This is a genomic window from Methylomarinum vadi (genome assembly GCF_000733935.1).
Lineage (GTDB): Bacteria > Pseudomonadota > Gammaproteobacteria > Methylococcales > Methylomonadaceae > Methylomarinum > Methylomarinum vadi.
On record NZ_JPON01000001.1, the window covers coordinates 4179736 to 4204218 of the forward strand.

At 48.7% G+C, this 24483-nt stretch carries 16 protein-coding genes and 2 pseudogenes; 13 read left to right on the plus strand and 5 right to left on the minus strand.

Annotation, left to right across the window (positions count from 1 at the left end; translation table 11 throughout):
* The first annotated feature begins 264 nt into the window (after nt 1–264).
* From EP25_RS0120745 to EP25_RS0120755, 3 genes are all read left to right on the plus strand, one after another.
* Nucleotides 265–3117: a chemotaxis protein CheB gene (locus tag EP25_RS0120745; protein WP_031435621.1), complete on the plus strand. Its 2853-nt coding sequence runs from the start codon at nt 265–267 to the stop codon at nt 3115–3117.
* Nucleotides 3114–4520: a PAS domain S-box protein gene (locus tag EP25_RS22715; protein ID WP_031435622.1), complete on the plus strand. Its 1407-nt coding sequence runs from the start codon at nt 3114–3116 to the stop codon at nt 4518–4520. Before EP25_RS0120745 ends, EP25_RS22715 begins: the two co-directional genes overlap by 4 nt.
* 332 nt (nt 4521–4852) lie before the next feature.
* Complete coding sequence (locus tag EP25_RS0120755; protein WP_031432313.1) at nt 4853–6100, plus strand: IS256 family transposase; 1248 nt, start codon at nt 4853–4855, stop codon at nt 6098–6100.
* Nucleotides 6101–6793: 693 nt separating this feature from the next.
* Here EP25_RS0120755 and EP25_RS0120770 read toward each other — a convergent pair.
* Together EP25_RS0120770 and EP25_RS0120780 are read right to left on the minus strand one after the other, a co-directional pair.
* Nucleotides 6794–7891 carry an IS91 family transposase gene (locus EP25_RS0120770; protein ID WP_036300033.1) on the minus strand — a complete coding sequence of 366 codons (1098 nt, stop codon included), beginning with the start codon at nt 7889–7891 and terminating at the stop codon, nt 6794–6796.
* Nucleotides 7888–8795 (minus strand): annotated as a pseudogene (locus EP25_RS0120780) (tyrosine-type recombinase/integrase). Before EP25_RS0120780 ends, EP25_RS0120770 begins: the two are co-directional and overlap by 4 nt.
* A 51-nt stretch (nt 8796–8846) precedes the next feature.
* Here EP25_RS0120780 and EP25_RS0120785 point away from each other — a divergent pair.
* Entirely contained in the window at nt 8847–11270 is a 2424-nt protein-coding gene (locus EP25_RS0120785) for an EAL domain-containing protein (RefSeq protein ID WP_051906954.1), read from the plus strand.
* Between the two features lie 39 nt (nt 11271–11309).
* On the opposite strand, the gene EP25_RS0120790 is transcribed toward EP25_RS0120785, so the two are convergent.
* Nucleotides 11310–13703, minus strand: coding sequence for a Lon protease family protein (locus EP25_RS0120790; protein ID WP_031435624.1), 2394 nt, complete (start codon nt 13701–13703; stop codon nt 11310–11312).
* A 420-nt stretch (nt 13704–14123) separates the two neighbouring features.
* Here EP25_RS0120790 and EP25_RS0120795 point away from each other — a divergent pair, with 420 nt between their 5' ends.
* From EP25_RS0120795 to EP25_RS0120835, 9 genes and pseudogenes are all read left to right on the plus strand, one after another.
* Nucleotides 14124–15011, plus strand: a complete 888-nt coding sequence (locus tag EP25_RS0120795) for a LysR family transcriptional regulator (protein ID WP_031435625.1) — start codon at nt 14124–14126, stop codon at nt 15009–15011.
* A 57-nt stretch (nt 15012–15068) separates the two neighbouring features.
* Nucleotides 15069–16337, plus strand: coding sequence for a sulfite dehydrogenase (gene soxC / locus EP25_RS0120800; protein ID WP_031435626.1), 1269 nt, complete (start codon nt 15069–15071; stop codon nt 16335–16337).
* Nucleotides 16324–16908: a c-type cytochrome gene (locus EP25_RS0120805; RefSeq protein WP_235185969.1), complete on the plus strand. Its 585-nt coding sequence runs from the start codon at nt 16324–16326 to the stop codon at nt 16906–16908. The genes soxC and EP25_RS0120805 overlap by 14 nt, the downstream gene beginning before the upstream one ends.
* 7 nt (nt 16909–16915) lie before the next feature.
* Entirely contained in the window at nt 16916–17722 is an 807-nt protein-coding gene (locus tag EP25_RS0120810) for a response regulator (protein ID WP_031435628.1), read from the plus strand.
* Between the two features lie 256 nt (nt 17723–17978).
* Nucleotides 17979–18449 carry an REP-associated tyrosine transposase gene (locus EP25_RS0120815; RefSeq protein ID WP_152555702.1) on the plus strand — a complete coding sequence of 157 codons (471 nt, stop codon included), beginning with the start codon at nt 17979–17981 and terminating at the stop codon, nt 18447–18449.
* Between the two features lie 565 nt (nt 18450–19014).
* Nucleotides 19015–19341 (plus strand): reverse transcriptase N-terminal domain-containing protein, encoded by a 327-nt coding sequence (locus tag EP25_RS23125; RefSeq protein ID WP_084191124.1) that lies wholly within the window; start codon nt 19015–19017, stop codon nt 19339–19341.
* Nucleotides 19319–19915 (plus strand): SMI1/KNR4 family protein, encoded by a 597-nt coding sequence (locus tag EP25_RS0120820; RefSeq protein WP_152555703.1) that lies wholly within the window; start codon nt 19319–19321, stop codon nt 19913–19915. Before EP25_RS23125 ends, EP25_RS0120820 begins: the two co-directional genes overlap by 23 nt.
* Nucleotides 19916–19978: 63 nt before the next feature.
* Nucleotides 19979–20410 (plus strand): annotated as a pseudogene (gene tnpA, locus EP25_RS0120825) (IS200/IS605 family transposase).
* A gap of 118 nt (nt 20411–20528) precedes the next feature.
* A complete protein-coding gene (locus tag EP25_RS0120835; RefSeq protein ID WP_031435631.1) occupies nt 20529–21377 on the plus strand; it encodes a hypothetical protein in 849 nt (282 codons plus the stop codon).
* Between the two features lie 233 nt (nt 21378–21610).
* On the opposite strand, the gene EP25_RS0120840 is transcribed toward EP25_RS0120835, so the two are convergent.
* Together EP25_RS0120840 and EP25_RS0120845 are read right to left on the minus strand one after the other, a co-directional pair.
* The gene (locus tag EP25_RS0120840) at nt 21611–22876 is read right to left on the minus strand and encodes a hemolysin family protein (RefSeq protein ID WP_031435632.1); all 1266 of its coding nucleotides are present in this window, start codon (nt 22874–22876) and stop codon (nt 21611–21613) included.
* Nucleotides 22873–24258: a hemolysin family protein gene (locus EP25_RS0120845; protein ID WP_160172765.1), complete on the minus strand. Its 1386-nt coding sequence runs from the start codon at nt 24256–24258 to the stop codon at nt 22873–22875. The genes EP25_RS0120840 and EP25_RS0120845 overlap by 4 nt, the downstream gene beginning before the upstream one ends.
* Nucleotides 24259–24483 lie beyond the last annotated feature (225 nt).

Here is a 24483-nt window from a genome sequence, read left to right on the forward strand (position 1 = left end):
CCCTGGCGCCTCCTCAAGCACTCCCGGAATTTGATGATGATATGGATTCAGATCACTCCACGGTGTTAAATAAGCACCTCATTAATAAACGGAAACAAAAGGAGTTCGTAGCCTGGATGCAGCGTAGCGGAATCCGGGATGGCGTGGTTACGAAATCCTGCATTCCGCGTTGCTTCACGCGGGCTAAGAGGCTAATGGCGATATACATAAACGTGAGTAACAATAATGTAATCGTATCGATGCTTAGGGTTAGCAAGAATTTTTATGGTTTCTAACAGCACATCTGAATTTTTCCCCATAATCGGTATTGGCGCATCAGCTGGCGGTTTAGAAGCGTTCGAGCAATTTTTAAGCTGCATGCCGACTGACAGTGGTATGGCTGTTGTGTTGGTCCCACATTTGGATCCTAGCCACGATAGTCTGCTCGTCGAAATTCTCCAACGTACTACCAAAATGCCTGTGCTTGAGGCAGAAGATCAAGCTTTGGTTGAGCCCAATTGCGTCTATGTTATTCCTCCCAATCGAGATATGGCGATCTTCCATGGTTTCCTCCAATTGACGCTTCCCGAGTTACCAAGAGGACAGCGCATGCCGATCGATGCTTTTTTTCGTTCGCTTGCTGAGGATCAGCAGGAAAATGCCGTCGGTATTATCCTTTCCGGGACCGGTACCGATGGCACTTTGGGATTGCGTGCCATCCTTGGCGCGGGAGGCCTTACCTTGGCGCAATCCCCGGAGACGGCAAAATATGATGGCATGCCTTTAAGCACAATCAAGTCTGGTTATGCTTGTCACGTCCTTCCGGTAAAAAAAATGCCGGACGCAATATTGCAAGGAGTGCGAGCTCAATTTAGTCGCACGAAACCGGCAAAGGAAATAAAGATTGTCAGTGGTATTAATCATATCCTGTGTCAATTACGCAGTATCACGGGGCACGACTTCTCCTTATATAAAGAAACGACTATTAGTCGCCGCATTGAGCGCCGCATGTTGCAGCACAATATCGATGATAGCGATATTTATGCGCGCTATTTACAGGAAAATCCGGACGAAGCACATGCTTTGGTTAAGGCATTGTTGATCAATGTCACTAGTTTCTTTCGCGACGCCGAAGCTTTTGTCATTTTGCAGAAGGAAATTTTGCCTCGGCTTTTTATGAATAAATCGAATAGCGATGTGTTTCGCGTCTGGGTGGCGGGCTGTGCTAGCGGTGAAGAGGCATACTCCATTGCTATGTTGATAAGGGAATTAATGGATAAGAAGTTGCAAGGATTCAAAGTGCAAATCTACGCGACCGATTTGGACGAAGAAACAATCACTTTTGCACGATCGGGTATTTATCCGCCTAATATTACTCAAGATGTTATACCCGAAAGATTACATCGCTTTTTTCACAAAGAAAATACAGGATATCGGGTCAAGAAAGAGATTCGAGAAATGATGGTGTTCGCTACTCAGAATGTGATGAATGACCCTCCTTTTACTAAACTTGATTTTCTCAGTTGTCGTAACCTTTTGATCTACTTGAAACCCGAGCACCAAAATCAATTGGTCAAAACGTTTCATTATGCGCTGAATCCAGGAGGTATTTTGTTGTTGTCTCCATCGGAAAATATCGGTAATCATACGGATTTGTTTTCAACGGTAAATCGTAATTGGAAAATTTACAGTAAAAGTGACTCGTTAGTTTCTCATCGTGCCGTGATTTCGCATTTCGCTAAACGAAAAGAGAGAGGGGACAAATCTCTAATGGCGGAATGTAATAAATCAAAGGAAATTGATTTGGTCGAACTTACCCGTCGGCTGCTGCTGCAATATTTCGCCCCTCCTTCAGTTATCACCGATCTCAAAGGAAACGCGCTCTATGTCCACGGCGATACCGGTAAATATTTACGTCCTGCGCCAGGACATGCAAGTCTTAATATCATAGAAATGGCGCGTGAAGGTTTGGCATCCGAATTACGCAAGGCCATTCAAAAAGCGGTAAAGAAAGGGGTTTCAGTTATAGACCGACAAGCCCAAGTTAGAACCGCTCATAATTATATCGCTGTCAACCTTAGCGTTCGGCCTATGCCGAAAATCGATTATAAGCAAGACTTATTGTTAGTCAGTTTTCAGGATGTTATTCGCAAAATTAGTCAGCCGGCGGATGAACAGAACGTCAAACCGGCAGAATTAAGGCGCATCGATCAACTGGAGTATGAGTTAGCGAATTTGAAAGAAAACCATCAAGCTACCGTTGAAGAATTGCAAGCAGCCAATGAAGAAATGCAGGCGACCAATGAGGAGCTTCAATCGACTAATGAAGAATTAGAGACATCCAAAGAGGAGTTGCAATCGGTCAATGAAGAAATGATTACCGTTAATTCCGAACTGCATTCCAAAATCGAGCAGCTGGCCGACATGCAGAACGATATGAAAAATTTGTTGGAAAACATTAACGTCGGCATTATTTTTCTTAATCGAGATCTAATAATACGAAGTTATACTCGCGAGGCAGAACGGATCTATCGATTGGTTCCTACGGATATAGGTCGTTCGCTAAATGACATCAAGCCAGTTGCAGGAGCAGATGAGCTATTGGTTGCCGCCCAAGCTGTGCTTGTTTCACTTGCTCCCTACGAACATGAAATTCAAGTTAGCAGTGATAGTTTCATGATGGTTCGTATCCAGCCTTATCTTACATTGGATAATATGGTGGATGGGGTAGTGATGGCTTTTACCGATATCACTGAGCGAATCAAGGCGGTAGCCATGCAAGAAACAAGATTGTTGGCTGAAAACATCGCCTATACGGTCACTGAACCATTCATTGTCCTTGATGGTGATTTAATAATCATCGCGGCCAGTCCTTCTTTTCATCAGGAATTTCAGCTTAGGCCTGAAGAGAGTATTGGTTATCGAATTAATGAAATTGATCAATGTCCTTGGAATATGCCGTCCTTGCACGATTTATTTGAAACTATCCGGCAGGATGAACAACATTTAAGCAACTATGCCGTTGAATGTGATTTTCCCGACATTGGACGGCGCAAGGTGAGGTTAAATGCCTGCCGTCCAATTAACAAGGAGGTGAAATCTAAACTGATATTGTTAGCGATTGAGGTCGAGAAGTGAATGAGAACAATCAAAAGCCCCGAAGATCACGTCAACTGACAGAAACTAGCTTTGAGCAAAGCGCGGACCAAACCTCCTCTGACAAGATTTTGCAAGAACTGCAATTACATCAAATTGAATTGGAAATGCAAAACGAGGAGTTACGGCAAGCTCATAGTGCATTGGAAGCTTCACGCGCTCATTATCTGGAACTTTATGATTTTGCCCCAGTAGGCTATCTTTCTCTCACCGCGCAAGGTGTCATTGCTGAAATTAATCTTTCCGCAGTGAAGCAACTCAAAACTGAACGTAAGCGTCTTATAAATCGCCCTTTTGCTTTGTTTATCGCGGATAAGGACAAAGATCGTTGGTATCGATTTTTTCGACAAGTGATGCAAAGGGGGGAGAAAAGAACTTGCGAATTACTCATCCGGCGGTCCAGTGATACTTTTTTTCATGCTCAACTTGATTGTCGTCGGTCGGAATCTGAAAATCATTCTCCACTGCTTCGCATCACTCTTATCGATATAAGTCAACGTAAGCAAACAGAGGAAGAACAGCGCATTGCCGCTGCGGCATTCGAAACTCAAGAAGGCATTATTGTAACCGATGCTCAAAAATTCATTTTACGCGTCAATCATTCATTCAGCCGATTAACGGGGTTCAGCAGCAAGGATGTTATAGGTAAAGAGACCGACCTTCTTCGTCCTGACCTGTATGACGAGGATTTCTATAAAACATTATGGGCAACCGTTGCAGAAAATGGATACTGGCAAGGGGAAGTTTGGATAAAACGGAAAAATGGCGAAGTTTTTCCGAGTTGGCTTACTTGGAGGACGGTAGTTGATAATGGTGGTTATATTACGCACTATGTGGCTTCGCTTACCGACATTACCGCGCAAAAGCAGGCCGAAATTGTGTTACTCGAGTCCCGTCAACGTTTGGCGAACCAGGTGGTGTCGACAATAGAAGAACTTGAAAAGACAAGAGAGGAAACGGTAGCTGTCAACACAGCGCTTAATGTCATGTTGAAACAGAGAGAATCGGACAAAACCGAAGCGCAGCTCTTGTTGTCACAAGAGGTGGAAACGACAGTCCTGCCTATATTGAGAAAATTGAAAAAGATGTGCGAAAAACAGTCGCAAATTTCTCATTTAATGACCATACTAGAATCCAATCTCTTGAACTTAGTGAAATCATATGGGCGCAGTGCGAATCTAGCAGTAGCCTATCAAAAATTGACGCCGGTGGAAAAACAGGTGGCTTCATTGGTTAGACAAGGTTTGTCCACTAAGATGATCTCCACCGCATTAAATATCTCCCCAGGCACCGTGAGTAGTCATCGAAAGCATATCCGTAAAAAACTATGCTTGGATGGCAAAAATGCTAACCTCAGAAGTTATCTCGATTCGTTAACTGAATAACCGAACGTCTCTAAACGCCAATTTCAACATCTAAAGTGGGTGTTTTTATTACCCATTTTATGCCTAATTATTCCTCTATTTTGCAACTTGTCGAATTTCCTCTTTTAAACAATACTTTGTAATAAATCACAAAAGCTTGAGAAAGCGCTTGCTTTTTCGTTCAATCGCGCAGCATGAAAAAAGTTTGATTTTTTCAGAGCGTTGTATCTCGAACGGCTCAACTGCCTCTAGAGCTATGATCATTTCTGGTGTATGACTTGAGAAGAAAGCGGTGTAACCTGTTTGGCTAAGATCTCGCCAGATCAACCACCAAACGAGAAGGAAACACCACCATGGTACATAGTAATGTCATCAACCTGAATAAGCTAGAGCAAAATGATCCGTTGCAAGAAGTGTTGCGAGACGGTGCCCGTAAAATGCTGGAGGTAGCGATTGAAGCGGAAGTAAAAGCCTTTATTGATCAGCATAGCGGGCTGAAGACCGACGAAGGTAAGGCAGCGGTCGTTAGAAATGGTTATTTGCCTGAACGTTCAATTCAAACAGGGCTGGGTGATATTGAAGTCAAAGTCCCGAAGGTTCGGGATCGATCCGGTTCGGGGATCAAGTTTAACAGTCGCTTGGTGCCGCCATATTTGAAGCGAAGCAAGAACATCGAGGAATTTCTGCCTTGGCTGTATTTGCGAGGAATCTCGACGGGAGATTTCCCGGAGACCTTAAAACACCTATTGGGATCGGACGCTCCTGGCTTATCCGCTGCGACGATCAGTCGGCTCAAGCAGGATTGGGAGCATCACTATCGGGACTGGACGCGTCGGGATCTGAGTAATAAACGATATGTGTATGTCTGGGCCGATGGTATTTACAGCAACGTCAGAATGGATGATCGACTCTGTCTACTAGTCATCATTGGTTCCGATGAAACGGGGCGCAAAGAACTCATCGCCTTAGTCGATGGCTACCGGGAATCGGCTGCGAGCTGGGAAGAGGTGTTGATGGATTTAAGGCAGCGTGGCCTCTCTACGGACCCGAAATTAGCGATTGGAGATGGCGCTCTCGGTTTCTGGAAAGCCGTCGCTAAGCTTTGGCCGCAGACCGACCAGCAACGCTGTTGGGTGCATAAGACAGCCAATGTACTGGAGAAATTGCCCAAAGCCATGCAACCCAAGGTTAAAGAGGCGTTGCACAATATCTGGCAAGCCGAGACGCGGGAGGCGGCCTATCAAGCCTTTGATCACTGCCTCGAACGGTTTAGTCCGAAATACCCGAAGGCTATGGAATGCTTGGCAAAAGACAAAGCCTCGATGTTGGCATTTTATGATTATCCTGCTGAAAACTGGCAGCATATTCGAACGACCAACCCGATCGAGTCCGTCTTTGCTACGGTGAGATTGAGAACGACTAAGACCAAGAATTGCGGCAGCCGGATAACCACGTTGGCGATGGCGTTTAAACTGATCGAAACAGCCCAGAGAAGATGGTTTCGGCTTAGGGGCTATAAACATTTAGCCGATGTGATTACCGGCGTGAAATTCGTCGACGGTATTAAACAAACGGGAGATCAAAAACAGGACGCCGCTTGATTCTCTTCTATACACCAGATTTGACAATAGCTCCTGCCTCTAGGCACAATAGCTTTGAAGCCAGTCGAAAGCAAATGCGAAAAATGGTGCGAGGCAACGCTAATAACTATCAAGAATTTGAGGGTTAATTTTTTTAGGTTAATCCTATCAGTTCTGTTTAATCCGTTTCATATTCGGCGCAGGGATGTTATTGCTCGTTAAACAATAAGAGCTGTCAGCAGGACGCGCACAATCGTTTTATTTTGTATCAGAGAAAAGGTTGGACGCTAAGATGCAGTATATCAAAGAGAAATTAGGTTCATGGCAGATAAGTGGTGGAAACAGCCAAGGTAAAATCGGTTTTCGTCTGTTCTTCCCTAATGAAGGAAATGGCCTGCAGCATAACGAATAAGGTTAGATTGTAATCGCGGAGCGAGCCACAATCTGAACCGTTTGTTGGACAAGCCCGGTATTCGGAGGGAGCGTTATATAAGAAAATAGCTTTTCGAAGGATTGGGGGATGTGTTGGCCCATTTCAAGCGTTGACGTCGATAAACGGGCTGAAATGGGCGTGATGCTGATCATCACACCCGGAATTTCGGATTTTAGCGGCATTTTGCCCTGAATTCAGACCGAACGAAAGCCTCGGTGCTAAAATGCCCGATGATCGGTTTGGGTCAGTGAGAAATGCCGCTTACATAACCGGTTTTGCCTCTACGCTTTGGTCGAATTCAATGCCATGACAGCCGAAGAACCGAGAATGCGCGTTTTGATAATCTGCAGGGTTCCACCACAACATGGGCATTGGAGTTTCGGGCGGGGCCTGAGCCAAGCGATAGCACGATTGGGATTGACGCCGAGCAAGACTTGCAGCAGACGAATCAGCCGTTTGCTGTTGGGGTGCAAAAAGCCGAAGTTGCGAGTCCGCCTAAAGCCTTTGGGCAGAACATGGCGGAGCATCAGCCACAGAAACTTCACGCCGGGTAGTGTTCGAGTCTGCCACTTTTTGGTTTTGCTGTCCTGGTAACGGAAGGTTACTTGGCCATCTCGGCAGGCAATAATGTCCTTTTCCTGGATAACGCCCTTATAGAGATAACGTCCCAGATAAACCAAGGCTTTATCGCCGCGTCCGACCGACTTGACGTCAACGACCCATTGTTGCGGATAGTAGTCAGGCAATGTCAAACCGGCCTGCGAGATCGCTTCAAGCAATTTGGCCCGAAACACTTTGGCCACTGCCTTGTGATTGAACAAATAGCCTTTCCGGCCCTTTTTACCCTGTTTGGTGCGCCACAGTCGTTTATCAGGATCGATGGCGGCCGCCGGCATCACCAAGTGTACATGCGGATGGTAATCCAATCGGCGGGAATGGGTATGCAACACAGCAATAGCACCGGCATTGCCCTGAAGCTGTTGATCGTTGCGGGTGAAGGTGTTGACGGTATCCCAACTACAGCGGATCAGCAGATCATACAACGTACGTTGCTGTTGCCAGGCCAACGGCCTGAGTTCTTTGGGCAAAGTAAACGTCAGCAAAAAATATTCGGCCGGCACCTGCTTCTGCAACTGCCTTTCCAGCCATTGTTGCGATTCGTGCGACTGGCAATGCGGGCAGCTGCGATGGCCGCAGGAATGCGGCACCAAGCGTTGCCGATCGCAATCATCGCATTGCGCCAACATCACAGGGCCTTGCGACGTGCGGCAGTGTTTCATCGCGGCCAGCGCCTGACGCTGACTGGGTGACAAGCGACCCTGGTAAGCGACCAGAAACTCGGCTTCGAAGGTTTGGATGATGGCGGAAAGCAAGATCATTTGACCGCCCCCCAGTCGATGTCGAAGCCATTCATTAAGGCATTAATCAACTGGCCGGTATTTTGATTCGTGCCGTCGGTCAGGTGAGTATAGCGGGCAGTGGTGAGGATACTGTGGTGACCGAGGATTTTCTGCACTTCCAGTAGATCGACGCCCGCTTCAATCAAATGTGTGGCATAGCTATGCCGCAGACAGTGCGGGGTAATCTTTTTTTTAAACCGCAGTCTTGCGCGACTTGGCGCAGAGCCTTTTGCACGCCACCGCGATCCAAAGGGCTCTGCGCGCGCTGCGCGCCCTTCAAACCGCCATGGCGATTGGGAAACAACATGACCGGATGCCGGTGAACTTGCCAGAAGCGGCGTAGCAAATCCAGGGTGGCAGCCGGCAACGGCACCAGTCTATCCTTATTGCCCTTGGCATCTCGGATATGCACGCGTTGGCGACCGGCATCGATATCCCCAACCTCAAGACGCAATCCCTCGCCGAGGCGCAAACCTAGACTGTAGAGCGTGAAAAAGAACACCCGGTAACTGAGAATACGCGTGGACTGGAAGATACACCGCGCCTCGTCGACAGTGACGATATCCGGCAAACGTTGCGCCTTCGGCGGCTTGACCAACTGCGGCGCGACCCAAGGCTTGCGCAGTACATGGGTGTAATAAAACTTGAGACCGTACAGGTCCAACTTGACCGCACTCCAAGAATGCGACTCCAGCAAATCGGTGAAATAATCGGTCAGTTGCTGTTCGGTCAACGCATTGATGTCTTCGTTGAAATACTGGCCGATACGTCGAATCGCACGGGCATAGGCCTCGATCGTCTTGGGCTGCAACCCTTTAAGTTTGAGGTGTTTCAGATGGCTTTGATAGTTTTGCTTGAAATGGGATTCGAATGATGTTGTCATTGTCGCGTAACCTCATGATTCGTCATGGAATAATCCCTCTTAAAAGAGGGCGTGAGATTACATTTTATAAATTACCGGCTACTGCCGCTTTTCTCCGCGTTAGCGGCTTCGTCCAACTCGTTTGTCGACCAGGTCGCCGAGCTTGAAGCCCAGTTGAATAATAAGAGTCGGAATGAGATGATCAACGACATCGTCAAGTTTCTGACTCATTGGCTGGCTTTTCATATCCTCGACGAGGACCGGCGTATGGCGTTGACTGTCTTGTCAATCGAATCCGGCATGCCTCTTGCCGACGCCAAGGTTCGGGCCGAAGAACAGATGAGTTCCTCGATCGATGTATTGATCGATACCGTGTTGATAATGTACGACAGTTTGTCGTCCCGTATGCTGGAACTGATGCAGGAGAAAATTGCCCGCCAGCGGGCCGAGGAAGCTTTACACATCAATGAGCAGCGCTGGCAGTTCGTCATGGAAAGCGCGGGCGATGAAATGTGGGACTGGGATATCAATAGTGGGGAAATCAGCCATTCCGATTGTAATTTGCCGCTGTTCGACCTGCTTAGCAACGAGCAGTCTTCTTCAGGTCGTCTCAGCAAGATACATCCGGACGACTTGGCACAACTTAAACAAGACCTGCAAGATCATCTCGATGGCGAGACAGAAACCTTTGCCAACAAACACCGCATCGTTAATTCCGACAACACCTGCTATTGGGTTCTGACCCGCGGCAAGGTCATCAGTCGGGACAATCAGGGCAAGGCGTTACGCATGGTCGGAACCCATGTCAACATCACCGAACGGGAAGTGGCCAATCTCCTTTTCCAAAACAGCAGCGAAGGCATGATCGTCACCGATGTCAACAATAACATCATTACCATCAATCCGGCTTTTACCGAGATTACTGGTTATAGCCTGAGGGATGTCGTCGGCAAGAAACCCTCAATCCTGAAATCGGGCCGCCATTCCCATGAGTATTACCGGCAAATGTGGGAGGACATCGACAGGTATGGACGTTGGCATGGCGAAATATGGAACCGAAAAAAAAACGGTACCGTCTATCCCGAATGGTTAACGATCAACAATGTCTATAACCCCGATCAAACGGTGCACTACCGCATCGGATTGTTTTTCGATATCACCGAGAAAAAGGCCTCCGAGGAAGCGGTGTGGCGCCAGGCCAATTTCGATGTGTTGACCGGTTTACCCAATCGGCAAATGTTTTATGATCGCTTTTCACAGGAAATGAAGGCCGCCCATCGCGAGCGGCAAAAATTGGGATTATTGTTCATCGATCTCGATCAATTCAAGGAGGTGAACGATTCCCTGGGACATTCATGTGGCGACTTATTATTGGTCGATGTGGCAAGGCGGTTGCAGAGTTCCGTGCGTGAATCCGATACCGTTGCCCGTCTCAGCGGCGATGAATTTACCGTGATTTTAAAAAATATCGGTGCGCCGGATATCGCGGAGCGTATAGCCGGCGACATTCTGAGAAAACTACAGCAACCTTTTGTGGTGAGGGAGGAAGTGGTTTATGTATCGGGAAGTATCGGCATCACGATCTATCCTGATGATGCGACTAACAGGGAAGATTTGTTGCGTAATGCCGACCAGGCGATGTATCAAGCAAAGAAAAACGGTCGCAATTGTTTGGCATACTTCACCCGTTCCATGCAAGATGCAGCGCAGCATCGAATCAGTATCGCCAATGACCTGAGAGTCGCGCTGATCAGTCAGCAATTCGAGCTGGCTTACCAACCCATCGTCGAGCTTGCCACGGGCAAGGTGCAGAAGGCGGAAGCCTTGATACGCTGGCGCCATCCGCAGCGTGGCGTGGTCAATCCCCATGAATTTATTGGAATTGCCGAGGACAGCGGTATCATTCATGAAATCGGTAATTGGGTGTTTTATGAAAGCGTGCGGCAAGTCGAGGCGTGGCAAAAGGCATATAAACCCGATTTGCAACTCAGTATCAATAAATCGCCCCTGCAATTTCATGTCCATCATGAAACACAGCATCGTTGGCTGGCCTATCTAAAAGAAAAAGGTATTCAGGCAAAGAGCATCATCATTGAGATTACCGAAAGCTTATTGTTGGATTCCGGCGAATCGGTTCGTAAACAAATGGATCGATATGCCGAGAATGACGTGCAAATAGCCTTGGATGATTTCGGCACGGGCTTTTCATCGCTGGCCAATTTACAGCAATTCGACATCGACTTCATCAAGATCGATCAATCGTTCATTAACGGTTTGACCGAGGATTCAACAAATCTGGCCTTGTGCAAGGCCATGGTGAAGATGGCGCATGCTTTAGATATCGAGGTTATCGCGGAAGGGATCGAGCAAGAAGAACAAAGGGACTTGTTGCACGCCATGGGGTGCGATTACGGCCAGGGCTTTTATTTTTCCGCCCCGGTCGTCGTGGAACATTTCGAAGCTTTCCTGGAGCAGGATTTCCAGTTCAAAAACTGATTTACCTGCCTGAAACAAATCATCTCACAGGCCAATGATTTATTTCTCCTTGGCCAGGAATTTTTGTTTAAGGGTATTGAAGCTTTCCAATTGTTTTTGTACCCGGCCATTGAACGATTCGGGCGGAAACTCTCCTTGTTCGTTTTGTTGGCCGGCTTCTATGTCGGTCAGGTACTCCAACGCGTCATCGACATTTTCAACCGCATAGATATGAAACTGGCCGTTTTTAGCGGCATGTACGATATCCCAGCGTAACATTAAATATTTCACGTTGCTGGCCGGAATAATCACGCCTTGCTCGCAAGTCAGGCCTTTTTGCTTGCAGATATCGAAAAAGCCTTCGATTTTCTCGTTGACGCCGCCGATGGGTTGGACCTGGCCCAATTGATTGACCGAGCCGGTGATGGCGAGGTCCTGACGCAGCGGCACTTCCGCCAGAGAAGATAAAATGACGCATAGTTCCGCCAGCGAGGCGCTGTCGCCTTCGACCTGGCCATAGGACTGCTCGAATACCAAGCTGGCGGTCAGTGAAAATGGGGTTTTACGGGCGTATCGGGAAGCGATAAAACTGGATAGAATCAGCACGCCCTTGGAATGAATGGCGCCGCCCAATTCGGTTTCCTTCTCGATATCGACGACTTTGCCGTTGCCTAATCGAGTCGTTGCGGTGATGCGGGAAGGCTGTCCAAACATAAATTCACCTAACTGCAGTACCGATAAACCGTTAATCTGACCGGTCACGCGGTTGTCGGTGTCAATCATGACGGTGCCGCGATGGATATTTTCGTACATTTTTTCGCGAATGCGGTCGAGTCGATGGATTTTATGCTCGATCGCTTGTTGGACGTCGCTGCCGGCAACGATGTCATGGCCATGAAACCCCGCCCAATAATCGGATTCGGTCAACAAATCCTTGATGCTGCGCAGATGAGTGGAAAGTTTTTCCGCATCGCCGGTCAGGCGGGCACTTTGTTCGATGATTCTGGCAACGGCTTGCGGGCCAAAAGGCCGCAGTTTTTCGCGCCTGGCCAGGGTCGCAATCAGTTTGGCATAATCGCTTTCCTTATCGATACGGTCGACACTATCGTCGAAATCGGCGGGGACCTTGAACAGGTCCTGAAACTCGGGATCGTATAGGTTGAGCAAATAATAAATGAGTCGGTCGCCGTAGATGATTACTTTCAGGGTCAGTGGGATCGGCTCGGGTTCCAACGACGAGGTGCTGACCAGGCTAAGGGAGCGTTCCAGGGATTCGATACGGATTTCGCCGGCTTGTAGCGCCCGCTTCAAACATTCCCAAGCATAAGGTTGCATCAACAGTTTGCGGGCATCGATGATCAGATAGCCGCCGTTGGCACGATGCAACGCGCCGGGTTTGATCATCGTGAAATCGGTGACCAAGGCCCCCATGTAGGCTTGATGATCGCAGCGCCCCAATAGGTTGGCATAGTTGGGATGGTCTTCCAGCACCACCGGTGCCGATTTACGTTCGCCATTGGAAATAATCAGATTGACATGATAGCGCTTGAACGGATTGGATTCCTGGGCCGCTTCCATGAAGGGTAGGACGATTTGTTGTTCGCGATGCGGAATGAAGTCGCGGACATGCTGCAGAATATCGTCGTCGACATCTTCCAGGTAACTCAGCACCTCGGGATGCTTGGCGTATTTCTCCTTGAGATCATGGATGGAATGGTTGACCGCCAGTGCCGCCACTTCGCGGTTAAGGTTTTGCAGCTTGCGTTTGGTTTCCTTGCGCCAGGCGGGAAATTTTTTCAGCAGTTTTTGTAGGCGTTGTTGCAGCTCGAGAATGCTTTTCTGGTACTGTTGCTGCTTTTCCTTGTCCAGCTTGTTGAATTGTTCTTGACTGATGATTTTGTCTTCGTCGTCGACCGGCGCGAAGGCGTAACCGGTCGGGGTTTCGGTCAGGATGATGTGGGAATTGATTGCCTCTTCGCGCAGTTGATTGATTTCATTGAGTTCCCGTTTCCGGTATTCTTCCTCGATTTCCTCGGTCTTGGAGCGATATTCGTCACCGTCGAAGGCGGCCGGGATCGCAACGCTGAGTTCGTCGATCAATTGTTCCATGTCATCCTGAAATTCCTTGCCCTTGCCGGAGGCGAATTTTATGGCCTTGGGTTTGGCTTGCGCGCTGAAGTTATTGACATAACACCAATCCGAAGGCGCCGGTTGTTGGGCGGCTTCCTGTTTGACCAGTTGTTGGATTGTGGTGAGTTTGCCGGTTCCTGAGGGCGCCAAAGCGAAAATATTGTAACCGCGCTGGCCGACCCGCATGCCGAATTGAATGGAATCGGTGGCGCGGTTCTGGCCCAGAAAAATATCGACGTCTTCCAGTTCTTCGGTACTCTTGAAGTGAAAATGTTCGATGTTACAAGGTTTGTACAGTTCACTTGGGTCGAGAGCTTTTTTCATGGCAATTGTTCGATAAGAAGAAAAAGGAAGGCTGGCTTTCAAAAATAATAGCACAGCCATGAAAGGGCTGTCTTTATTGCCGGGAGAGAGGGGGCCTTTGCCTTTGTGGCAAGGAGCGCTATTGCCGCCTTATGCCGTCGAGTTAGTATCGTGTGATGTAGCGAGGCGAGATACGGCAATATACCGTACTGAAATGTTTACAGGTGGAAAAAGGTGTAGTGGTCACAAAAAAAGATCCGCTCGGAAATCCGCCATATGTTGCCGGCCGAAGTCGAATGACTTCGAACCAGCTCCACACATCGAAAATCCAAACGGATGCTCTACTATCTCCGGTTCCAATTATATTAAAGGGAATTTTTGGCATAAACGACAATTTAGTTTATAAATCATAAATTATAGATTTATAAGTAGGGTGTATCGATGGACAAATTAAACAATATGCGGGTTTTTTGTCGTATTGTCGAGCTGGGTACATTCGCAGCGGTCGCCAGGGAAATGAATCTGTCGGCGATGATGATCAGTAAATATGTGTCCCAATTGGAACAGTCTTTGGGCGTTGTGCTGTTAAACAGAACCACTCGCAGTCTGAATTTAACCGAAGCCGGGCAAGCTTACTATACTCGCAGTAAGCAGCTTTTGGAGGATTTGGCCGAATTGGACGAATCGACCGCGCAATTGGGGGGGAGCGTAAAAGGGGTCTTGAAAATCAGTGCCCCCATCGATTTCGGCGGCTTGTATATGGTTCCCGCCATCGAGTCTTATCAACAAAAATATCCTGACGTCAAAATATTGATGTCTCTCGACAATAAGTATCAAAATCTGCGCGACGGTCGTTTCGATATGGTCATCCTAGTGACCGATTGCCTGGACCCGGGGGTCGTGGCCCGTAAGATCACCGATACCGAATTGGGTACGTATGCCTCGCCCGAATACATCGAGCAAAATGGGGCTCCGCAGAATTTAGAGGAACTGGCCCAGCATCGCTGCCTGCATTATGTCAACACGCCGCATGGCGACTACTGGGTTTTCAATGATCAAGGCGAGACGCGAAAAATCAAAATCGATTGGTATTTCGCGACTAACAACGGCCGCGCCTTATCACAGGCGGCAACCCTGGGCATGGGCATTATGCGGGCGCCAAAGCTGTCGGTCCACGATTATCTGCAGCAGGGGCGGCTGGTGGAAGTACTGCCAGAATACAAGCTGCCTTCGTTGTCGGTGTACGCGACCTATTTGCAAAGACGCTTTTATCCGGCGAAGTTGTCGAGTTTTGTCGAATTCTTAATCAAATATTTTGCTAAATCCTAGCGAATTTTTGCTATGTTGTGGTAACGGGCGTTGCTGCGTCAACACATGGGGGAAGGCATGGATAAAAAATCTGTAATGCAAACAGTCGCCGGCGGTGGGTTGCTCGATCGCCGCCTGTTCATGAAAAAAGGGCTGGTTTTTTCCATCGCGGCGATGACGGCCGATTCCATGGCAGCCTCGGAACATGAAAAGTCGCGCCAACCTTGGATGCGGAAGCCCGGCCAACCTTTTTCCAATTACGGCCAGCCTTCGCCGCACGAAAGGCGGACCATCCGCTGGGTCATGGCCAATAGCATGGCGCCGGGCAACGGAGTTTCCTGGACGCCGTTGCATGACTTGGAAGGCACGATCACTCCCAGCGGTTTGCATTTCGAACGCCACCACAACGGCGTGCCGCAAATCGACCCGCAACATCACAGTTTGTTGTTGCACGGTCTGGTCAACAAGCCGCTGCTGTTTAGCATGGAAGACCTGCTGCGTTATCCGATGTCTTCTCAACTGTGTTTTATCGAATGCGGCGGCAATAGTAACGCCGGTTGGCGAAGCGAACCCATTCAAACGGCGGTCGGTTATTTTCACGGCATGGCATCCTGCAGCGAATGGACCGGCGTACCGTTGCGCATCCTGTTGGAAGAAGCGAAAGTCAAGGGCAGGGCGAAGTGGCTCATTGCCGAAGGCGCCGATGCCGCCGTCATGAATGTCAGCATTCCGCTGGAAAAGGCCCTGGATGATTGTATATTGGCTTTGTATCAGAACGGCGAACGTATCCGCCCCGAAAACGGTTACCCATTGCGCCTGATCGTTCCGGGGTGGGAAGGCGTTACCCATGTCAAGTGGCTGCGGCGCTTGCATCTCACCAATCGGCCGACCATGGCGCGCAACGAAACCGCCAAATACACCGATTTGCTGCCCGACGGCAAGGCGCGTCAGTTCAGTTTCGTCATGGAAGCGAAATCGTTGATTACCAATCCTTCCTTCGGGCATCGGCTAGAACGGCCGGGCCTTTATCAAATCAGCGGACTGGCCTGGAGCGGGCGGGGCCGCATCGCTAAGGTCGAGGTCTCGGCCGATGGCGGCAAGAGTTGGGCCGAAGCCGAGCTGCAAGCGCCTGTGCTGGCGAAATGCTTTACCCGCTTCCGCATTCCCTGGCAATGGAACGGGCAAAAAACCGTGTTGAAAAGCCGCGCCATCGATGAAAGCGGTTATATCCAGCCGGAGCGGGATGCGTTGATCGAACAACGAGGTAGGCACGGTTATTTTCATTACAATGCCATCGTCAGCTGGGAAGTTTCCGAACGCGGAGAGGTGAGCCATGTTTATGCTTGAACATACGCAGTACAGCAGGTTAACGGCTTTAATGGTTCGCAGGAAAGCGCACAAGATCGCGCTGTTGTTTTTCGTGCTGCTGGCGGCTGCAGAAACCGCCGAATGCCGGCAAAAGGGTCCCGGTTTGGGCCAGCCTGCACCGAGAGCACTCATACAAGCCTGGAATCTGGACGTGTTTCCCGACGGTACCGGTCTGCCGCCGGGACAGGGTGACGCGCTAACCGGTAAAGCGATTTATCAACGCCATTGCCAAAGCTGTCATGGCGAGGAAGGAAGCGGCGGCAGCGCCGAAGAGCTGGCGGGAGCGGCCCACGGCCTGACCGACGAGCCGCCGGACAAAACGATCGGAACCTACTGGCCTTACGCGACGACCCTGTTCGATTTTACCCGGCGTTCCATGCCGTTAGATGCCCCAGGTAGCCTGGATAACGATCAAATCTACGCAGTGACGGCCTATTTGCTTTATTTGAACGGGATAATCAATCAGTTGGAGGTCATGAATGCCTCGACCTTAGCCAAGGTAAAAATGCCGAACCGGGATGGATTCATCAATGTTTATCAACAACACTAACTAACTCATGCATGCGATTAACATAGCGGACTTGTCGATATTGCTGGTCGAACCGTCCAAAACGCAGTTGAAAATCATCGTTAACCATTTGCACGATGAAGGAGTCGATAGAATCGACGGCGTAGCAACGGGCTCAGAAGCATTGGCGAAAGTGCATCAGTACCGTCCCGACCTCGTAATCAGCGCCATGTACTTGCCCGATATGACCGCCACGGAATTGGTCGAGCGGATCAAGGGCGGCGAATCCTCTAAAGACATTCCTTTCATGCTGATCTCCAGCGAAACCGATTTTGCCGTGCTGGATTCGATCAAACAGGCCGGTGTCGTGGCGATCCTGCCCAAACCTTTCCACAAGGTCGACTTGCAGAATGCGTTGAGCGCGACCGTACAATACATCGATCCGCAAGAAATGGAATTGGCCCATTATGACACGGAAAATCTCCGGGTATTGGTCGTCGACGACAGTGCCTTGGCCAGAAAGCATATCAGCCGGGTGCTGACTAACCTGGGAATCAAACATATCCAACAAGCGGGCGATGGCTTGGAAGCCCTGCAGATATTCGGCGAATGCCAGGAGCAATTCGACCTGATCGTGACCGATTACAACATGCCGGAAATGGACGGGCAGCAACTGGTCAACGCCATCCGCCAGCACTTAAAAAATGCCTTCATCCCGATCCTGATGGTGACCAGCGAACAAAACCAAGCTCGTTTGAACAGTGTCGCCAAAGCGGGCGTTTCCGCGATCTGCGACAAACCGTTCGAGCCGCAAACGGTAAAGGAAATGTTGTTTAGGGTGTTGGAGGAGGCATAATAAAGTGAATTAGACCGTAATTGGTATGGTTTGTCTGGGTTCGACCTTTTGTCGCCAGATAAGATTTAAGTTTCGGGGACAGGAAAAGGCAAAATAAGCTGTCATTCAAAAAGGTGCGATTAGCTTGCGTAATCGCACATTTCGAAGTCAACATTCCTCCGATTACGCTATCGCTAATCGGAGCTACGCTGGCTAGTTTTATTAATGTCGGCAAATTGACAATAAGCCAATGTTGGGTTTGCAGAAGTAGGCTGGGTTGAATGATAATGAAACCCAGCTTATGAATGAATCAATTATGCGTACTTACATTCGTAGCCATGCAAAAAGCGGCGTTTATTTCTTTACCGTCAATCTTGCTCAACAAAAACATAATGACTTGCTGGTTCGTCATGTCGACGATTTACGCCGAGCATTCCTATATACGAAACAACACCATCCCCTGATCATTGAAGCCATAGTGATATTAACTGAACATGCACACTGTATTTGGCGATTACCCGAAGACGACGATTATTTGCTGCGTTGGCGTTTGATCAAATCGCATTTTTCCAGATCTATCGAGAAAGGCGAAAGAGTATCCGGCAGTCGATTGCGTAAAAAAGAACGTGGCCTATGGCAACGCCGTTATTGGGAGCACCAAATCCGAGATGATAGAGATTTTCAGCGGCATTTTGATTATATTCATTACGTGCGACGTGAAGTCACATCCGTTATTGTCTCACCTTGAAAGAGGCAGTGAGACTCGTTGTTCCCTCAACGATAGCCTACCGATGCAAGCGAAGCTGGTAACGGCTTGGTTTGAAGCCATCGAGACAATGAAGCCCTTCGCAAGATAAGGAAGAGCCGCGAGGTGATTCCAAAGGCTGCCAGCATTAGGTGGCTGGGGTGATAGGCTGGATAGTAAGACTAACATAGGTGAACTGTTGATAAACCTCGTTATGTAAAACAAGCCCAAGATGCTGATAGGCTTGAACCAAAAGGTATGTGATCGGCTGTTCGTTTGTAGTGTGCGGACACAGGGACAAAGATCTCCGGGGAATAGGCAGGGTCTAGGCTATTCGTGTAACGGATGTGAAACACGGTAAGCCCGTATTTCCGCCCTGAACAGGGGCAGACGAACCGCAAGGAACGCCGGCGGAAGTGTGGGTAAAGGAAAGTGGAAAAAGCGAATGCCGCCTTGTAATCGGGTGGATAGGGGTTGAAACATCATTCTACGCGAAAGCGGGCAGACTTCCACTGGGTCTCTCGTCACAAGAGAGTTTGTAGAACCTTTTTTTTCAGAAGGAAAGCAAATGAGCGCTGCAACACAGGCGTGTGCGCCTTCAGGCGCTACATGGCACAGCATCAATTGGGCTGATGTTCAACGTCAAGTCAGGAGGCTGCAAGCGCGTATTGTGAAGGCCACACAGGAAGGCAGGCATAACAAGGTGAAAGCCCTACAATGGCTGCTGACTCACTCGTTTAGCGGCAAAGCAGTTTCACATTGTTCAACCCAGCTTACGGCCCTATTATTGAAAAGGTCGTTAACCGACCCAAACGGTCAATCAGTAGAATGTTCTGAATGGCGGTATCTGGACAAAAAGTGGGCAATTAAAAATGGATCCTGTATTAGAAAATAAAAGGTATGAATGGTGTGCCTGCATCAAAAGAAATATGAATGTATGCTTGTTTATCATTTTGTCCATTTGGTTGGTGGTAGGACATTCGCAGCCGGATCGGAACTCAACCGTTTCGTATAAAAAAATGGCAGTAAATTTCGATAAGAGCTTGCTGACGCGTTTTGAACAAGCATTGAAATTACACGGTATTTATTTGGATACGAGTGATCGAGGGCTTACTGAAGAGCGAATTAGTCGCTTGGAACAAAGGTTTGCACCCTATCGTTTGCCTGAAACCATCAAAACTTTATATCGTTGGAAAGACGGGGTTTCCCATTCGGCTTTACAGGAGATTTTCGGATTTATTTCTTCTGACCGGCTGTTCAGCGTCTATTGGGAATGGGGAGAATATCTGAGTGCGGAACCTGTTAATCCGTTGCTAGTTCCGGTTGTTGAAGGAAACAACAGCGGCGATTATTTATTGCTGGAATTGCAAGGCGATGGACCGCGTAAGGATTGGGTGATTCGGCATAGTGGCTTTACCTTTAAACTCGAGCATTTCTCGGCGAACGCCTATTTTGATTATCCATCATAAGGTTTAAACCACCGGCTTTAGCCGGTCAGCTTTAGCTGCGATAATTTGCCCAAGGAGGTGGCGATGGACTATAGATACGGCAGCCATACGGTTTACCAAATTGAGTATCATTTTGTTTGGGTTACGAAGTATCGTTATAAAGTGCTGAAGGATGAAATAGCCGAACGAGTGAGAGACTTGGTGCGGCAGACATGCGAAGCCTTTGAGATACGGATTATCAAAGGTGTCGTGAGCAAAGATCATGTGCACATTTTGGTGAGTGCGCCGCCGACTATGGCCCCAAGCGAAATCATGAGGCGAATCAAGGGACGAACTTCGAGCTATCTGTTCGAAGAGTTCCCGCACTTGAAAAAGCGATATTGGGGTCGACATTTTTGAGCCCGCGGTTATTTTTGCGCCACAGTGGGGCAAATGACTGATGAGATGATAAAGCAATATTTGGAGCATCACTTTGAACCTAATCCAAACGATAATTTCAAGATGGAGCCCGACTAAGACGCGTCGTTTAGTCGACGCGTATCCGGACTTTCAGTCCGTTATTGGAACCCACCCGCTTGAGCGGGTGGTTGTTTAGTTTCTAATTCGATGCCTGGAAACTGCCGGGTGTACAGAGATGGTCAATGGCGTTTTATATTTCAATGAAGCCGTGGCCTTGCAAATCAGATCACTGGTTAGTCCGGATACATATCTAAACAAACCGGCAGATATAGACGAAATTGGGATCAAATATTTTGATGATGAGAGAACGGCGCTATGGCCGCTAACCTGGCGGCAGGCTGCCGGTTTTAATGATGGTGATTATCGTCGATCGGGAGCGACTTCCAACACACTGATGTTGAAATTCCAACAATGGTTGCCATTCAATTATTCTCAGTTTGAAACAATCAAGGTGATTATCGAGCGGCAATATGTGGCTGAACAAGGACTGGTTTTGGTTATTAAGGATCGTTTTGGTGATCTGGAAGCCATCATCGACCAGGAAATAAAATACACGAGAGAAATATATCCGTTAGGGGATATTCATGAAGTTGAACTGGAACGTTTGGTTCCACCGCTTCATTCCATCGTGTTGGTACGCGATAAGCCGGTTACAAGAACGTATCACTACCGGGTCAAAAAAATTGTTTATGTAGCGCAAAGTCCCTTCAATCAGCAAGAAGATCAAATTCGTAAAAATACTTTGCTTTTTGCTCAATTAACAATGGAAGAAATTTTAGCAAAATTCCACAGTCACAAATTTGCCGACCGCCTCGCCGTCCTTGGGGTTGCGGTAGAAAAAATGGGAAAACTCCTACAGGAAAAGCAGTCATCGAGCCATCAGCAAGCGGCGCGTTATTATGAAGCAATTAAACAGATGCAGTCTGATCAATCGAAAGATGACAGAATTCGTTCAACAGCAAAAAGTATGACTAAGCTTTACCGGTCTTTTTTTGAACAACCCGCGGAAGGTGGAATGCATTAGCGGTTCGGCCGAATAAGCAGAAACAAATTTTGCTTAAAAAACGCTAAAGCAAACCCACTTCCGTTATGCTCCATTGATCTGGTTAGCTCTATGTTGAACGACAGCTTACTGTGTTGTAGACGCTGTAAGCTGAAAATTTTGATGTCGTAAAATGGCCGAATTTAGCCTCTCGATGCCAGGAGGAATTGGAACTATCGTTTCAAGATTTCAGACAAAGTTCAGGGTTCTGCTCGTTAGGTTATCTTATCGATGCGCACCGTTTTGATCGCCCGGTCGCTCATGGCGTCTATCGTGAAGCGGAAACCATAGTCTTCGAAACTTTCCGCAACCGCCGGCAAATGATGCAGATGGGCCAGCATCAAGCCGCCCAGGGAAAAATAGTCCTGGCTGTTGATCTCGGTGCCCAGAATTTCGTTGACTTCGGAGATCGGCAGTTTGGCATCGAGCAATATCGCGTCCTCGCTGAGTTTCTGGTACATCATGCGGGTGCGGTAGCGGCGGCGGGACTGGTCTTCCGGGGTGTCTTCGAGATCGCCGACGACTTCCTCGTATAAATCCTGTTTATTGATCATGCCGATGCAGGTGCCGAATTCGTCGACCGCGATGGCGGTTTGGCAGTTTTGTTTGTCGAACAGCTGAAACAACTCCTCCAGATATTGGTTTTCGGTCACGAATAAGGCGGGACGGATGATTTCGCACAATTTGTCGTTGTTCAGGTCCAGCTCCATGACTTCCCAGGGTGTCAACGACAAAATGCCGATGATGTTGCTGATATTGCCGTCGTAGATCGGGATGTCGTTGAAGCTGAGCGATTTGGCCAGTCTGACAGCATTTCCCAGCGAGCTGTCCTTGTCCAGCGCCACCATGTCGGCGACCGGTGTCATGACTTGGCCGACGGTGGTGTCGGAAAAACGGATCGCGCGTTTGATGCGGTAACGATCGAATACATCGAGGTTACTGCCCATTTCCGCCATTTCCACCAAGGAGCGCATTTGCTCGCGCGAGATGAACAGGCTGGAATCGGATTTGACGCTGCCCGCCAGCCGTGCCAGCAGACGAGCGATGCGGGAGAAAATGAAAATTACCGGGAAAAACAGCCAGGTAAAGACCGACAGGACTCGTACGAGATAGGGGGCGATCAAAGTGGCATGTTGCTGGTAAATACTTTTCGGTACGATTTCCCCGAAAATCAGGAATAACGGTGAATAGATCAGCAGGGCAAAGAGATCGGCGTCCTCGCCGAACACGTCGACCAGCAATAAGGTTCCCAAAGTGGTCAGCGCCACTGTGGCGATATTGGTGCCGACCAGCGTCGTGCCGAGCAGGATGTCGGGTGTCTTGAATAATTTCAACACGGACTGGGCCCCTTTGTTGCCCAGCCGTGCCTGGTGTCTCAGCTTGATTTTGTCGGAACTGACCAGGGCGATCTCGGAGCCGGAAAAAAAACCTTTCAACAGCAACAGAAACAACATTAGCAGCAGTGTCAGTAAGGCGTTCATGCTTGTTCTCCTTCTTCCTTAATGCTGGTCGAGGCCTTTATTTTTTCGCCACGGGATGCCCGCACCCGGGCGATGCGGTGTCCGTCCATTTCCAGCACGGTCAGCACATAATCGTCCAATTGCACCTGGTCGCCGATTTGAGGCAAGCGGTCCAGTCGCCGGAACAGGACGCCGGCGACCGTGGTCATGCGGGCATCGTCGATGACGAAGTTGGTCAAATCCTCGAATTCGATTAGCTTCATATCGCCCGGAACCTCGTAGATATCGCTGTTCGGTTCATGGACGACGCCCGGCAGTTCGGTCTTGGGGCAGATTTCGCCAAACACGAATTCCAGTACACCTTCCAATGTCACCATGCCCTCGACGCCGCCGAATTCGTTCAAAATGACTGCCGCCCTGGCATTGTTTAGTTTGAAGAAATCGAACATTTCGTCGACCTTTTTGGTCAGCGGTACGACGATCGGCGGGTGAATCAGCGCGGCGAGGTCGAGATCGTCCAGGTTGTCTTGTTCCAGCAATAAGGCGGCGATATCGGCGGCATGCACGAAACCAAGCAAATTATCATGATGGTTTTTGAACACCGGGATACGATGTTGTTTGTGTTGACGAAAATAAGTGATGACCTTGCTGACCGGCCATTTGCTATTGATGAACGGCATTTTGGTGCGCGGGATCATGATTTCGACCACTTCAGTAGCGCCGGCTTCCAGTAGATTGAAGATCATCAATTTTTGGCTGCTGCCCAATTGGCCGGTTTTGACGACATCGTCCACCAGGGTGCGGAATTCGTCGACGTGCAGAATATTGTCGGGCGACTTTTCCTGACCGACCAGAAAATTGGTGACCCGGTCCGAAATTCTCCACACTACCCAGCGCAAGGGGGCGACGATCCGGATCCAGTTGCGGATGACCGGAACGACGATACGGGTGCTGACACCCACCGGATTGGAAACGGCGATGGTTTTCGGAGTCACTTCGCCAAAAACCAGCAATAACGGCACCATAACAAACAGTGTGATCCAGCCGGCCTTGGCTTCGCCGTATAGTTCGACCAGAATCACGGTCATATTGGCGGCGGCGGCGATATTGATCAACTCATTGCCGCACAAGATAGAGATAATTAATCGTCGCGGTTGCTCTAATAAGGCGTGGATGGTCAATGACTGGGGATGATTTTGATTATGCAGATTTTGTAAATCCAGTCTCGATAACGAAAACAAGGCTGTCTCGGAACTCGAGAACAACGCCGAACCAATCAGCAACAATGCCTGAACGATTAAACGCGCGATAATTCCGCCGTCGCGCAGCTTTTCACTGTCTGGAGTGAGGAAGAGTATAAAATCGTTCCAGAATACAGTCAGTTGGGCGAGATACGTGTCCAATATCAATCCTGCGGTGTAGAGCTTGGTTTTAGAAAAGGATTCGGAGAAATGCTGTAACTAATCTCCATGCCACGAGATGATATCCAATTTTGCAACTAAAACTGTACCGGTCAAGTTTAGCAGCCATCCATGTCAATTTTGTGTCAACGGGCGGTTAACCAATAAACTCAGGTAGGAATGAAGGTTCGGTTAAAAACTGTTGAGTAAACGGAAAGCCGTGACTGT

Bases quoted from the DNA above. Each gene is read 5' to 3' on its own strand.
- EP25_RS0120745 (WP_031435621.1), top strand. From the start codon at position 265: ATGGTTTCTAACAGCACATCTGAATTTTTCCCCATAATCGGTATTGGC.
- EP25_RS0120755 (WP_031432313.1), top strand. From the start codon at position 4,853: ATGGTACATAGTAATGTCATCAACCTGAATAAGCTAGAGCAAAATGAT.
- EP25_RS0120770 (WP_036300033.1), bottom strand. From the start codon at position 7,891: ATGATCTTGCTTTCCGCCATCATCCAAACCTTCGAAGCCGAGTTTCTG.
- EP25_RS0120790 (WP_031435624.1), bottom strand. From the start codon at position 13,703: ATGAAAAAAGCTCTCGACCCAAGTGAACTGTACAAACCTTGTAACATC.
- EP25_RS0120795 (WP_031435625.1), top strand. From the start codon at position 14,124: ATGGACAAATTAAACAATATGCGGGTTTTTTGTCGTATTGTCGAGCTG.
- soxC (WP_031435626.1), top strand. From the start codon at position 15,069: ATGGATAAAAAATCTGTAATGCAAACAGTCGCCGGCGGTGGGTTGCTC.
- EP25_RS0120805 (WP_235185969.1), top strand. From the start codon at position 16,324: ATGTTTATGCTTGAACATACGCAGTACAGCAGGTTAACGGCTTTAATG.
- EP25_RS0120810 (WP_031435628.1), top strand. From the start codon at position 16,916: ATGCATGCGATTAACATAGCGGACTTGTCGATATTGCTGGTCGAACCG.
- EP25_RS23125 (WP_084191124.1), top strand. From the start codon at position 19,015: ATGAGCGCTGCAACACAGGCGTGTGCGCCTTCAGGCGCTACATGGCAC.
- EP25_RS0120820 (WP_152555703.1), top strand. From the start codon at position 19,319: ATGGATCCTGTATTAGAAAATAAAAGGTATGAATGGTGTGCCTGCATC.
- EP25_RS0120835 (WP_031435631.1), top strand. From the start codon at position 20,529: ATGGTCAATGGCGTTTTATATTTCAATGAAGCCGTGGCCTTGCAAATC.
- EP25_RS0120840 (WP_031435632.1), bottom strand. From the start codon at position 22,876: ATGAACGCCTTACTGACACTGCTGCTAATGTTGTTTCTGTTGCTGTTG.